Annotated in this window: 11 protein-coding genes and 1 pseudogene; 11 read left to right on the plus strand and 1 reads right to left on the minus strand. The window is 67.4% G+C overall.

Annotation, left to right across the window (positions count from 1 at the left end):
- Positions 1-106: 106 nt before the first annotated feature.
- From ACH49N_RS28320 to ACH49N_RS28370, 11 genes and pseudogenes are all read left to right on the plus strand, one after another.
- Positions 107-1,734: pseudogene (locus tag ACH49N_RS28320) on the plus strand (Na+/H+ antiporter).
- Positions 1,731-2,969: a lipase family protein gene (locus tag ACH49N_RS28325; RefSeq protein ID WP_358270847.1), complete on the plus strand. Its 1,239-nt coding sequence runs from the start codon at positions 1,731-1,733 to the stop codon at positions 2,967-2,969. Before ACH49N_RS28320 ends, ACH49N_RS28325 begins: the two are co-directional and overlap by 4 nt.
- Entirely contained in the window at positions 2,966-3,331 is a 366-nt protein-coding gene (locus tag ACH49N_RS28330; RefSeq protein WP_250774867.1) for an MmcQ/YjbR family DNA-binding protein, read from the plus strand. The genes ACH49N_RS28325 and ACH49N_RS28330 overlap by 4 nt, the downstream gene beginning before the upstream one ends.
- Positions 3,328-4,491: a sensor histidine kinase gene (locus ACH49N_RS28335; protein WP_109327510.1), complete on the plus strand. Its 1,164-nt coding sequence runs from the start codon at positions 3,328-3,330 to the stop codon at positions 4,489-4,491. Before ACH49N_RS28330 ends, ACH49N_RS28335 begins: the two co-directional genes overlap by 4 nt.
- 33 nt (positions 4,492-4,524) lie before the next feature.
- Positions 4,525-5,337 carry a LytTR family DNA-binding domain-containing protein gene (locus ACH49N_RS28340; protein ID WP_358270845.1) on the plus strand — a complete coding sequence of 271 codons (813 nt, stop codon included), beginning with the start codon at positions 4,525-4,527 and terminating at the stop codon, positions 5,335-5,337.
- A complete protein-coding gene (locus ACH49N_RS28345) occupies positions 5,334-5,693 on the plus strand; it encodes a hypothetical protein (RefSeq protein WP_159919953.1) in 360 nt (119 codons plus the stop codon). Before ACH49N_RS28340 ends, ACH49N_RS28345 begins: the two co-directional genes overlap by 4 nt.
- Before the next feature lie 7 nt (positions 5,694-5,700).
- Positions 5,701-7,458: a cation acetate symporter gene (locus ACH49N_RS28350; protein ID WP_358270843.1), complete on the plus strand. Its 1,758-nt coding sequence runs from the start codon at positions 5,701-5,703 to the stop codon at positions 7,456-7,458.
- A 188-nt stretch (positions 7,459-7,646) separates the two neighbouring features.
- Positions 7,647-8,009 (plus strand): DUF485 domain-containing protein, encoded by a 363-nt coding sequence (locus ACH49N_RS28355; RefSeq protein WP_159919957.1) that lies wholly within the window; start codon positions 7,647-7,649, stop codon positions 8,007-8,009.
- The gene (locus tag ACH49N_RS28360; protein ID WP_358270842.1) at positions 8,006-9,640 is read left to right on the plus strand and encodes a cation acetate symporter; all 1,635 of its coding nucleotides are present in this window, start codon (positions 8,006-8,008) and stop codon (positions 9,638-9,640) included. Before ACH49N_RS28355 ends, ACH49N_RS28360 begins: the two co-directional genes overlap by 4 nt.
- Before the next feature lie 66 nt (positions 9,641-9,706).
- Entirely contained in the window at positions 9,707-10,138 is a 432-nt protein-coding gene (locus ACH49N_RS28365) for an SRPBCC family protein (protein ID WP_159919961.1), read from the plus strand.
- A gap of 87 nt (positions 10,139-10,225) precedes the next feature.
- Positions 10,226-12,499: an ATP-dependent DNA ligase gene (locus tag ACH49N_RS28370; protein ID WP_358270840.1), complete on the plus strand. Its 2,274-nt coding sequence runs from the start codon at positions 10,226-10,228 to the stop codon at positions 12,497-12,499.
- Between the two features lie 13 nt (positions 12,500-12,512).
- On the opposite strand, the gene ACH49N_RS28375 is transcribed toward ACH49N_RS28370, so the two are convergent.
- Positions 12,513-13,127: a hypothetical protein gene (locus ACH49N_RS28375; RefSeq protein ID WP_358270838.1), complete on the minus strand. Its 615-nt coding sequence runs from the start codon at positions 13,125-13,127 to the stop codon at positions 12,513-12,515.
- Positions 13,128-13,307: the final 180 nt, after the last annotated feature.

Raw genomic sequence — 13,307 nt, forward strand, 5'->3', positions numbered from 1 at the left:
CCGTCCTTCCCTTCAGACCTGTCCGGGTCCCGGTTCTCGAACCGGGGCCCGGATGCGTCCGCGGTGATGAGCCGCGAGCTCGGGGCGGGCACGGCACAATCGAACTGTGAACGGCGTCCTCGTGCTTCTCGTCATCATCGCGGCCATCGCGGTGACGAGTCTCGCGAAGCGCCGCGATCTGCAGCCGCCCCTCGTTCTGGTCACGATCGGCGCGATCGCCTCCTTCATTCCCGGCCTTCCGCGCCTCGAACTCGATCCCGAGGCCATCCTCGGAGTAGTGCTGCCGCCGCTGTTGTACTCGGCGGCCCTCAAATTTTCGGTGGCCACCTTCCGTCGCCACCTCGGGCCGATTCTGCGGCTCGGCATCTTCACCGTGCTGGCGACGGCATTCGCCGTCGCGTTCTTCGCCTCGTGGTTGTCGCCCGAGTTGACGTTGGTGGCTGCACTGGTACTCGGGGCGGTGGTCGCGCCGACGGACGCGGTCAGCGCTGTCGCCGTCGGCCGCCGGCTGGGGCTGCCGAATCGGGTGATCGCCATTCTCACCGGTGAGGGCCTGGTGAATGACGCCACCGCCCTGACACTGTTCGCCGTGGCCGTCTCGGCCGTGGTCGGGACGGATGTACCGGTTCACCCGGTGTTGTACTTCGCCTACGAGGTGATCGGCGGAGTGCTCGTCGGGCTGGTCCTCGCCAAGATCGTCGAGTGGGTGCGGCGCCGCATGTACGACTCGCCACTGGAACGGTCCTGGGGCTGATGCTTCCCTTCGCGGCGTACCTCGCCGCCGGGCAACTGCACGCCTCCGGCGTTCTCGCGGTGGTCACGGCCGGGTTCCTGATGGGCCACAAGGCAACCGACGCCTCGGTGTCCACCCGAATACAGGAGCGGTCCCTCTGGGAAGGCGTGGATCTCGTGCTCGAGATGTTCGTGTTCGCCTACATGGGGTTGCAACTCAAGTTCGTCATCGTCGACGTCCGCGACAACGGATTGCCGGTGCACCACATCTTCTTCTACGGGTTCGCAGTCCTCGTCGTGGTGATGGCGGTGCGACCGGCGTGGATACTGCTGCACCGGTTTCGCCGCCACATCGGTCTGGTGGTACGTACACCGGGCGACACGGTGGAACTCGGCTGGCGCGAAAGCCTTGTCGTGTCGTGGGCCGGCATGCGCGGAGTCGTCACGATCGCGGCAGCGGCGGGAATTCCGATGACGGTCGCGAGCGGAGCGCCTTTCCCGGGACGGGAAGTCATCCAGGCCATCGCCTTCGTCGTCGCGGTGGGAACCCTGCTCATCCAGGGCGCCACCATGCCGTTGCTGATTCGAATGCTCGATCTGGCAGATCCCCTCGAACGTCAACGGGAAGAAGAACAGGTGAAGCACGCGCGCACCATTTCACGCGAGGCCGGCGAACGGTTTCTCGACGACTGCGCCCAGCATCCGCCCTCGGGAATCGACTCCGCAGAGGTGACCGACATTCTGTCGCGGGTACGCCGGTCGATGCGGGCACGCCTGCAGGCCGAAGAAGCGGAAGAGCCCGGCGAAAAGGCGCGGGCCGGCGTGGTGTTCGACGACATTCGCCGGGCAGCGCTGCGTGCGCAGCGGCAGGCGTTGATCGATGCCCGTGACGCGGGCAGTCTCGACGACGAGGTAATGCGTACCGTATTGGAAAGCCTCGACGTGGAAGAGGCAGCAGCAGAAGAGCGGGTCCGACGGCGTCGAGAATGGGGTGCGCGATGACAGGTTTGTCGAGGCGGCGTGCGGGATGGCCCGTGATCTTCGCCCTCACCGGGGTCGTGGTGCTCGCAGGGTGCGGCGCAGACGGGGCGACCGTTCCGCCGCCCTCCGCTCCCGCAGCGACCTCCACCGCCGCGTTGCCGTCGGCCCCCACCGGGGACGACCGCGGCGCGCTCACCGCGCAGACCCCCGTGGCCGACATCGACCCGGCGATCACGAATCTGGGAGCAACGGCAACCCGCGTCGTCTATCGGTCGACGTCGGGGGTCGACGGGGCCGGTACCGAAGTGGTGGGCACCGTGTTCACACCGGCAGGGCCCGCTCCCGAGGGCGGTTGGCCGGTGGTCACGGTGGGGCACGGCACGACCGGGGTCACCGACGACTGCGCGCCGTCGGCGTCACCGACGCTGTCGGGCACCACCGGACTCGTCGTGCCGCTCTTGCAGAGGGGGTATGTGGTGACCGTCAGCGATTACCAGGGTCTCGGCACCGACGGCCCGCATCCCTACCTCGAACCCGTCACCGCGGCATACAACCTCATCGACGCCGTCCGCGCGGCCCGCAACGTGGTGCCCGAGGCCTCGACGCGCTGGGCGGCCCTCGGGGTTTCCCAGGGCGGTCAGGCGTCGTGGGCGGCGGCCGAACACGCGGACGACTACGGGGACGGGCTCGAATTCGTGGGTTCGGCCAACCTGTCGCCCGCGGCTGATCTGTCGGGCATCATGGCGGAGGGAACCGCAGCCCCGTTGTCGTTGCCGCAGAAGATGTTCCTGCCGTATCTGCTCGAGGGACTCTCGGTGTTCCATCCGGACCTCGATCCGGCCGACTACATGCGCGGCGCGCTCGCCGACAATCAGGAGATCACGCTGTCGTGTGTCACGGCGAGACTTTCCGAGAAGTGGACTGTGGCAACCCAGCTCACTCCGGAGGACACCGGACCGCGTACGGAGGCCGCCGCCGCGCGGATGAACGGCTGGCTCGAGGAGATCGCGCTGCCACGCGAGCGTGCCGAGGGCCCGATGCTCGTCGTGGTCGGTGAGCGAGACAATCTCATTCTGCCGCAGTGGACTTCGGAAGCCGTCGACAAGGCGTGTGCGCAGGGCGACGTCATCGAGTTCGAATCCCGTCCCGGGGAGGGGCACGCCGACGGACGGGCCGTGCCTGGTGCGGTGCAATGGATTGCCGACCGCTTCGCCGGTGAGCAGGCGCCGAACACCTGTGACGGCGGCGCACGGTGAGCGAATCGGTGATCGACCGGCTGCGGGCGTTGTGCCTGGCGTTGCCCGAGGCGACCGAACGCGTCAGTCACGGAGAACCCGCGTGGTTCGTCCGCCGGTCACCCCAATTCGCGACTCTCGCAGACCATCACCACGACGACCGCTTGTCGTTCTGGGCCGCCGCTCCCGCAGGCGCGCAGCAGGACTGGGTTCGGCGCGACGAGGAGCGCTTCTTCGTGCCGCCGTACGTCGGCGGGCGCGGGTGGGTAGGTGTGTACCTCGACGTGCCGCAGGATTGGCGCGACCTCGCCGACATCGTGGAGGAGGCTTACCGCACCGTGGCCCCGAAAACGCTGGTCGCTCGACTGGACGCCGGAGAATGAGCCGTCGCGGGCTGCTGCAGTGGTTGCGGGCGAGGCAGGAGCTGACCACACCCACCGAACGAGCGGTCCACACGACCTTGCACACGGCGTCGCTGGCGGCCGGATCGTTGCGGCGGGGACTCGACGAGACCTCGGCGCAGGAGGCGGCGCCGCATCTGCGCCTGCTTACGGGCGCCCAGGCCCTCGCGATTTTCGATGCCGCCGGGCACCTCCTCGCCTGGAACGGCCCCCACGAGGCGTTGGCGGAACAACTCCACGATGCGGCGAGCCGGGCCGTCGACGGTGAGCGCCGGGTGCTCGTCGCCTACGGCGGACTGGTTCGCAGTGCCGGTGACCACGGGGTGCGGGCGCTGATCGCCCAGCCCCTGCTCATCGAGGCCACCGGCGTGGTGGGAGTGCTCGGGGTGGTCACCACGGAGGACCCGGGGCCCGGCATGCTGGGCGCCGTCACCGAGGTGGCCCGGTATGCGTGCAGTCAGATCGAACTGGCCGACCTGGATGCGTCTCGCGCGCGACTCGACCGCGCCGAGGTGCGGGCGCTGCGCGCACAGATCAGCCCGCACTTCATCTACAACGCGTTGAACACGGTGGCGTCGTTCGTGCGCACCGATCCCGACCGGGCCAGGGAACTGATCCTCGAGTTCGCCGATTTCACCCGGTATTCGTTCCGGTCGGCGGGGGAGTACACCCTGCTGGCGGACGAACTCCGCAACATCGATCGTTACCTCACCCTCGAACGCGCCCGATTCGGTGACACGCTGGCCGTCACCCTGCAGGTGGCCCCCGAGGTGCTCAATGTGGTGTTGCCGTTCCTTGCGCTGCAACCGCTGGTGGAGAACGCGGTGCGGCACGGCATCTCCGGCAAACCCGAGGGCGGCACCGTCACCATCGTCGCCGCCGACGAGGGTACGGACTGCGTGATCAGCGTGGAGGACGACGGAATCGGGATGGACCCGGAACTGCTGCGGTCGGGGTCGCTCGACGCGGTCGCCGAGTCGTCCGGCATGAAGGAGGCGGCGCACGTCGGGCTCGCCAACGTCGACGACCGGCTGCGCGCCGCCTTCGGCAACGACTACGGGCTGGTCGTGGAGACCGCGCCCGGGGCGGGCACCAAGGTGAGCATGCGCGTTCCCAAGTTCCGGCAGGGGATCCGCCCGTGACTCGGTGGGGTCCGTGCGAAAATCGGTTCCGTTGTGAATGACACTGACGACATGGCCCCCCGAGCGTCCGGAAGCGACGCGCCGCTCACCGTGCTGGCCGTCGACGACGAGAAACCCGCCCTCGACGAGTTGGCGTTCCTGCTGCGCGCGCAGGATGCCGTCGGGGAAATCCGCACCGCAGGGGAGGCCACGACGGCGCTGCGCATCCTCCAGGACGGGAACATCGACGCCGTGTTCCTCGACATCAACATGCCGGGACTCGACGGCCTCGAGCTGGCCGGCATCCTGTCGAACTTCGCGTCGCCCCCACCGGTCGTGTTCGTCACCGCACACGATGACCGGGCTGTGGACGCGTTCGACCTCGGTGCCGTCGACTATCTGCTCAAACCGTTGCGCGAGGAACGTCTCGCCGAGTCCGTGCGGCGGATCGTCGAAGGCCGGCGGCGCCGACAGGAACCCGCCGCACCCGGGGGGGTGTCCGACGAGGTGATCCCCGTCGAGCTCGGCGGCGTCACCACTCTGGTACACCGTTCGTCGGTGGAGTGGGTGGAAGCCGACGGTGACTACGCACGACTGCACACCGCCGACCGTTCACATCTCGTGCGCATCCCGATCTCCGCGCTGGAGGCCCGCTGGGCCGATGCCGGTTTCCTCCGCGTGCACCGTTCCTACCTGGTGTCCCTGCCGCTGGTTACCGGAATTCGCACCGTCGGCAACGGCCTCGTCGTCTGTCTACGCCCGCACGGTGATCTGCCGCCCGTCGAATTGCCGGTCAGTCGACGGCACACGCGAATTCTCAAGGATCGCCTGGTCCGGGCACCGAAACAGTCGTGGACCGCGCGATGAGCTCGCCCGAACGGGTTCGAGTGGTGCTGGCGCAGCGGCGTGGGGCCCGCATCGTGCGTACCCGTGTCGAGGTCCAGGAACAGACCGAGGTCGGGGACGCCATGATCCGCGGGCTCGTCCGGGCCCAGCTGTGGCTCGCTGTCCGGCTCGCCGTCCTCGCGGCAGGAGTGCTGTGCGCGGTACCGGTTGTCCTGCTGTCGTTCCCCGCGGTGTCGGAGGCGACCGTGCTGGGGATTCGCCTGCCGTGGGTGGTGCTCGGCGCCCTGGTGTATCCGGTGCTCCTGACGACCGGGTGGGTCTACATCCGGCAGGCCGAGCGCAACGAGCAGGAATTCACCGAACTCGTGGACGACTGAGCACGCCGTGACCACCGACCAGCCGATTCCCTGGCTCACGTTGGCCGGTCTGGCTGCGGCGGCCGTCGCCACCGTGGCCATCGGAATCTACGGCGTGCGGTTGGCCCGCACCACGTCCGACTTCCTGGTCGCTTCGCGTAGCGTCGGCCCGCGCTGGAATGCCGCCGCGATCTCCGGTGAATACCTCTCGGCCGCATCCTTTCTCGGAGTCGCCGGGCTCATCGCCAAGTACGGTGCCGACGCACTGTGGTACCCGATCGGGTTCACGGCCGGATACCTGGGCCTGCTGCTGTTCGTCGCGGCGCCGCTGAGGAGGTCGGGGGCCTACACGGTGCCCGACTTCGCCGAGTTCCGGCTCGGCTCGGCTCGGGTTCGTACCCTCGCCATGATCGTCGTCGCCGTCGTCTGCGCGCTGTACCTCGTCCCGCAGTTCCAGGGGGCCGGTCTCACGCTGAACATCCTCCTCGGCGTCCCGAGCTGGGTCGGAGCGGCGGTGGTCGGGGTCATCGTCATCGCGAACGTGGTGGGCGGCGGCATGCGGTCCGTCACCTTCGTGCAGGCGTTCCAGTACTGGCTCAAACTGACCGCGGTCGCGGTACCGGCGCTGGTGTTGTCCGTGTACTTCTTCGCCGACTCCCACGAATTGGGTGCACCCGCACCGCCCACCGTCGACGAGCAGACCACTGTCGACATCACCACCGACGTCGTCGTGCAGGTTTCGGCTCCCGTCACGGTCGGGGGGTCGGGAACGATCGACGGAGTGGAGAACTCGGAAGACGTCACGCTGGCGCCCGGTGAACACCATCTCGGCGAGGGCACGTCGATGACCCTCGAAGCGGGGTCGCCCGTACCCGTCGTCGCGGGCGCACCAGCCGACAACTCCGACTGGATCACGCCCGGATGGGGTTTCGGGGGCGGGCATCCGACATATCAGGTGTATTCGCTGATCATTGCCACATTCCTCGGCACGCTCGGGCTTCCGCACGTCCTGGTCCGGTTCTACACCAATCCCGACGGGCGGGCGGCGCGGTTGACGTCCCTCGCCGTCGTCGGACTGCTCGGGGTGTTCTACCTGTTCCCGACGCTGCTCGGCGTGTTCGCGCGGCTGTACGTGCCACAACTGCTGATCACCGGTACCTCCGACGCCGCGGTGCTCCTGCTGCCCGGCTCGGTGTTCTCCGGTTGGGGCGGTCAGCTGCTGGCCGCGCTCGTCGCCGCCGGTGCGATCGCCGCCTTCCTGTCCACGTCGTCCGGACTGCTCGTCAGCATCGCGGGGGTCCTCAGCACCGATGTGCTGCGCGGACGGGTCCGCGACTTCCGGATTGCCGCGACCCTCGCCGGGGTCGTGCCACTGGCGCTGTCGTTGGCGGTGACGTCGCTCGACCTGTCCCGAACTGTCGGCCTGGTCTTCGCGGTCGCAGCGTCGACGCTGTGTCCCTTACTCGTCCTCGGCATCTGGTGGCGCGGACTCACCGCGGCGGGGGCGGGCTCCGGGATGACGGCCGGGGGACTCGTCGCCGGTACTGCCGCAGCGGTCGTCGTGGTGGGCGGCGTCCCCGACGACATCGCCGACGGCTGGCCCGCCGCGATGGTCGCCTACCCTGCTGCGGTCAGCGTGCCGCTGGCCTTCGCCACGATGGTGCTGGTCAGCAAGATGACGAAGCGGCAGATCCCCGCCGACCTCAGCCGAATCTTCACCCGCATGCACGCCCCCGAGCGCCTCGGTGTCGGCTCCGACCGCGAGAGGGAGCTCCGCTCCCCGTGAGCCTTTTTGGTAGCTCCAGCGACCAGAAAGGCGCACGAGGGGTGAAGCCGCTCGTCGCGGTCGGGTAACCGTTCGGCGCACACTCCGACAGTTCGGCGTGTGACTGCCGCCACACTATGTTGTTGTGACTCACCTCTCAGTACCGTCGATTTTCAGTTCACTTCACGCGTGCGACCAAGGAGCCAGCAGTGACCACAGCCGATATCAGCGAGGGAGCGTCGCAAGAGCGGCGCACCCCTGATGCGCAAGCCTTCCTCGACATGCAGGCGAGTCCCGAATTTCAGGAGTTGCGGCGCCGCCTCCGTAGGTTCGTCTTCCCCATGACGGCGTTCTTCCTCGCCTGGTATGCGGCGTATGTGCTCCTGGCTACCTACGCCTCCGACTTCATGGCTACCAAGGTGCTCGGCAACATCAACCTCGGCATCATCCTCGGCCTCGGGCAGTTCGTGACCACCTTCGCGATCACCGCCCTGTACGTGCGGTTCGCCAACCGGGAACTCGATCCCCGATCCGCCGCCATCCGTGAAGAGCTGGAAGGACCCGTCAAGTGATTACCACCCTCGCGGCCGGTACCGACGTCGGCAACCCGCTCCTCAACATCGCGATCTTCGCGGCCTTCGTCGTGATCACGATGACCATCGTGATCCGTGCGAGCCGCACCACCAAGAAGGCCTCGGACTTCTACACCGGTGGCGGTCAGTTCTCCGGACCGCAGAACGGTTTCGCCATCGCCGGCGACTACCTGTCGGCGGCGTCGTTCCTCGGTATCGCCGGAGCCATCGCGGTGTACGGGTACGACGGATTCCTGTACTCGGTGGGCTTCCTCGTCGCCTGGCTGGTGGCTCTACTTTTGGTTGCCGAACTCCTCCGCAACACCGGCCGGTTCACGATGGCGGATGTGCTGAGCTTCCGGCTGAAGCAGCGCCCGGTGCGCATGGCCGCGGCGCTCTCCACGCTCGTCGTGTCGCTGTTCTACCTGCTCGCGCAGATGGCGGGCGCCGGCGGACTCGTCGCGCTACTGCTCAACATCGACGGCAAGGTAGGCCAGGCCGTCGTTGTCGCCGTGGTCGGTGCGTTGATGATCGTCTACGTGCTCGTCGGTGGCATGAAGGGCACCACCTACGTGCAGATGGTCAAGGCGGTGCTACTCGTCCTCGGTGCCGGTGTCATGTTCTTCCTCGTCCTGTTCGCGGTGCGCGGCAATTTCTCGCAGCTGCTCGCCGACGCGCAGGCCACGGCCGCCGGTTCCACGAACGAGGCGATCGCGGGCCGTGACATGCTCAGTCCCGGTGCCAAGTACGGCATCAGCTCGATGAGCAAGCTCGACTTCATCTCGCTCGGTATCGCGCTGGTTCTGGGAACCGCCGGCCTTCCGCACGTCTTGATGCGGTTCTACACGGTCCCCACCGCCAAGGAAGCTCGCCGCTCGGTCACCTGGGCAATCGGACTGATCGGCGCGTTCTACCTGTTCACGCTGGTCCTTGGTTACGGCGCCGCCAAGATGGTCGGACCGGACGCCATCCTCGCCGCGCCCGGCGGTGAGAACGCGGCCGCGCCGCTGCTCGCATTCGAACTGGGCGGCACCATCTTCCTTGCAGTCATCTCCGCGGTCGCGTTCGCGACCATCCTCGCAGTGGTCGCGGGCCTGGCGATCACGGCCTCGGCATCGTTCGCCCACGACATCTACGCCAGTGTCGTCAAGCGCGGTAACGCCTCCGAGGAGTCGCAGGTACGGGTGTCGCGCATCACCGTCGTCGTGATCGGCGTCGTGTCGATCATCCTGGGCATACTCGCGATGGGGCAGAACATCGCGTTCCTGGTGGCGCTCGCATTCGCCGTCGCCGCTTCGGCCAACCTGCCGACGCTGCTGTACTCCCTGTTCTGGAAGAAGTTCAACACCACCGGTGCGCTGTTCAGCATCTACGGCGGCCTCATCAGCTGCCTCGTGTTGATCGTCTTCTCCCCGGCGGTGTCCGGCAAGAAGTCGTCGATGTTCCCGTCCGCCGACTTCGACTTCTTCCCGCTGGCCAACCCCGGCATCGTGTCCATTCCGCTCGCGTTCCTGCTGGGCGCCGTCGGCACCTACATCGGTCGCAGCAAGGCGGAGGATCCCGCCAAGCAGGCGGAGATGGAGGTCCGTTCACTCACCGGTGTCGGCGTGGAGAAGGCGGTCTCGCACTGATCCCCCTGTGAGTACTTATTAACCGCCCGCGGTTAATAAGTACTCACAGGCGGCTAGGCTGCAGCGATGGCGAAACTTACGGTCGAGACGGACGTCCCGCTGACTCCCCAGGACACCTGGGACAAGGCATCGAATCTGCAGGAGTTCGACAAGTGGTTCGTGGTGCACGACGGCTGGCGCAGCGAGCTTCCCGAAACGCTCACCGCTGGTACGGTTCTGAGCTCCGTCGTCACGGTCAAGGGGCTGCGGAACCGGGTGAAGTGGACCATCAAGGAGTACGACGCTCCGCGGCGACTTGTGCTGAAGGGTGACGGCAAGGGCGGCGTGAAGCTCGGCCTCACGCTGGAAGTGAAGGCGAAGGGTGGTGGCTCCGAGGTGGTGTTCACCATCGAGCTGGGCGGCGCGCCGCTGTTCGGACCCATCGGCTCGGGTGTCGCGAAGGCATTGAAGGGCGACATCGAGAAGTCGCTGCAGACGTTCGTGGAGCTGTACGGCTGACCGACACACCTGCCGGACCCGGAATCGGAGCGAGGAAAATCCTTCCGCAGCGCACAATATGTATGTATTGGCGGCGGAAGGGTGTCGATGGCGAACACGGGAACCCGGCAGGTGACGGTCGACGGACATCGGCTGTCACTGACCAACCTGGACAAGGTCCTCTACCCCGAGTCGGGCACCACCAAGCGTGAGGTGATCGAGTACTACACGCGCATCGCGCCCGCGATGATTCCCCACATCCTCGATCGGGCCGCCACCCGTAAACGTTGGCCGAACGGCGTGGAGAGCGACCCGTTCTTCGAGAAGAACCTGGCCGCTTCGGCCCCTGCCTGGCTTGAACGACGGGCCTTGGAACACTCCGACCGTTCCGTGCACTATCCGATTCTCAACTCTGTGGCGGCGCTCGCCTGGGCGGGTCAGCAGGCCGCGCTCGAAATCCACGTGCCGCAGTGGCGATTCGACGGGTCGCGGCGTGGACCGGCCACCCGGATCGTGTTCGACCTCGACCCGGGACCGGGCGTGGGTCTGCCGGAATGCGCCGAGGTTGCCCGCGCCGTCCGGGACCTCGTAGCCGAGCTCGGCTGGACCGCCTTCCCGGTGACGAGCGGCAGCAAGGGCATTCACCTGTATGTGCCCCTCGACCGGAAGTTGGAGGGGTCGGGGGCGTCGACCGTCGCGAAGCAGGTGGCGACGGGCCTGGAGAAGCTGATGCCCGACCTGGTCACCGCCACGATGGCCAAAGCGGTTCGCGCCGGGAAGGTGTTCGTCGACTGGAGTCAGAACAATCCGTCGAAGACGACCATCGCGCCGTACTCGTTGCGGGGACGACCGCAGCCGTTGGTCGCGGCGCCCCGCAGCTGGGACGAACTCGACGATCCGGAGTTACGGCAGTTGAGCTTCACGGAAGTGCTCGCGCGGTGGGAGACCGACGGTGACCTGCTGGCCGATCTCGACCCGCCGTGGGAGAACGAGGCGACGCTGGCTGACTATCGCCGCAAACGCGACCCGAGCCGAACCCCGGAACCGATGCCGGACAAGGTCAACCCCGGTGCGGGCAACAGTTTCGTCATTCAGGAACATCATGCCCGGCGCCTGCACTACGACCTCCGGCTGGAGCGCGACGGAGTGCTGGTGTCGTGGGCGGTGCCGAAGAATGTGCCCACCTCGACTGGTGAGAACCGGTTGGCCGTCCACACCGAGGACCACCCGCTCGAATACCTGACCTTCTCGGGCACCATCCCGAAGGGGGAGTACGGCGGCGGAACAATGACGATCTGGGACACCGGCACATACGACGTCGAGAAGTGGCGCGACGACGAAGTGATCGTGCAGTTGCACGGCGAGCAGGTGGAGGGTCGTTTCGCGCTGATCCGCACGAAAGGTGACCAGTGGTTGATGCATTTGATGAAGGACCAGTCGACGGGTGAGTCGACATCCGCCGAACTGCCACGGGATCTTTCACCGATGCTGGCCACGCCGGGCACCCTCGACGGGCTCGATCCAGCGGAATGGGCTTTCGAGGGTAAATGGGACGGCATCAGAGTGATCGCCGAGATCGGTGGGGGAGACGTGCGTCTGCGCAGCCGGGCAGGTAACGACAAGACCCGCGACTACCCTGGATTGGGTTGGCTTGCAGACGCTCTCGCCGACCACGACGTCGTGCTCGACGGTGAGGTGGTCGCCTTCGATCGGCACGGAATCACCAGTTTCAGCCTGCTCCAACAAGGAAATGAACCCCACTTCCTGGCGTTCGACGTGCTGTACCTGGACGGTGTGTCGTTGCTGCGGAAGAAGTACACGGACCGCCGTCGGGTGCTCGAAGCCCTCGCCGCGAAAGTCGACGACCTCGTGGTGCCGCCGCAGCTGCACGGTACGGCGGAGGAGGCGCTGGAGGAGAGTGGCCGCCGCGGTTGGGAAGGTGTGGTGGCCAAACGTCGTGAGTCCGTGTACTTGCCGGGCAAGCGTGGGTCGAGCTGGATCAAGGTGAAGAACTGGCGGACCCAGGAAGCGGTGATAGGAGGTTGGCGGCGCGGGCAGGGCGGCCGTTCCCGGGGGATCGGTTCCATCCTTCTCGGAATCCCCCAGGACGGCGGACTGCGCTACGTGGGCCGGGTGGGTACCGGATTCACCCAGCGCGACCTGGACGAACTCGCATCCACCCTCGGTCCGCTCGAGACCGAAACCAGCCCCTTCGTCGACGTCCTCCCGACCGCGGACCGTAAAGGTGCGGTGTGGGTGAAACCCACCCTGGTGGGGGAGGTGCGATTCATGGAATGGACCGGCGCCGGACGACTACGGCACCCGAGCTGGCGTGGGTTGCGGGAAGACAAGCGGCCGGCGGATGTGGTGGACGAATCGTAGCGCTCCGATCCACTTACTCGCCGACAGTCGTTCCGCCGACGGACCCGCCCACTCCACCGGGGGCCTGGGGAACGCTCGGCGGCCGGGGCTTCGGTCCGCCACCGGCCGGGAAGGGATCGGTCGCGGGCGAGAGGACTTCGTCGTCGATCTTCCCGGGGAAGGGGAACGGGCGCTTCGGCGGCTTGACCGGATCCACCACGACCGGCGGTTCGACGACGGGCGGTTCGACGACGGGCGGTTCGACGACCGGCGGTTCGACGACGGGCGGTTTGGCGACGGGCGGCTGTGCGATCGGGGGAATCACGATCGGGGGCGCTGCGACCTGGGGTACCCCGACCGGCGGCGCTGCGACCCGTGGTGCCGGCGCGAAGACGATCGGTGGGACGACCTCCGGTCCGGGCGCCGCGACCTCGATATCGGCCGCCGCAGTACCCGGATCCACCGCGACGGCACCGGGCACAGCAGCGATGCCGGGAAGGACTCGCTGCTGCGAGTTGCTCCTGTCGGACGTCGGTGAGGGTGCGCCGTCGATGTGCCCGCCGGCGAGGAGGACGACTGCCGTCCCCACGAACGAGAAGGCAATGGCGGCGGTGGTGCCGAGTGCGATGCGGGTTGCGGTGGTGGTCACGGTGTAGGTCCTCCGGTGGGTAGGGGGTGTGCCGGGCTGATGACTCAAGCGTGCGCTGAAGACGAACGCCGCGACAGCGACCCCAGGGTGACGATCCACCACCCCGTGCGCGGGCAAACCTGCACAGAATCTTCACAGGCTCTGACGGGGATCCGCACGCGCGGGCAATACAGTCGGGGC

The organism is Rhodococcus sp. NPDC019647, assembly GCF_044389235.1.
GTDB lineage: Bacteria > Actinomycetota > Actinomycetes > Mycobacteriales > Mycobacteriaceae > Rhodococcus_F > Rhodococcus_F oxybenzonivorans.

Coding starts and splice junctions, on each gene's coding strand:
- ACH49N_RS28325 (WP_358270847.1), top strand. CDS start 1,731: ATGACAGGTTTGTCGAGGCGGCGTGCGGGATGGCCCGTGATCTTCGCC.
- ACH49N_RS28335 (WP_109327510.1), top strand. CDS start 3,328: ATGAGCCGTCGCGGGCTGCTGCAGTGGTTGCGGGCGAGGCAGGAGCTG.
- ACH49N_RS28345 (WP_159919953.1), top strand. CDS start 5,334: ATGAGCTCGCCCGAACGGGTTCGAGTGGTGCTGGCGCAGCGGCGTGGG.
- ACH49N_RS28365 (WP_159919961.1), top strand. CDS start 9,707: ATGGCGAAACTTACGGTCGAGACGGACGTCCCGCTGACTCCCCAGGAC.
- ACH49N_RS28370 (WP_358270840.1), top strand. CDS start 10,226: ATGGCGAACACGGGAACCCGGCAGGTGACGGTCGACGGACATCGGCTG.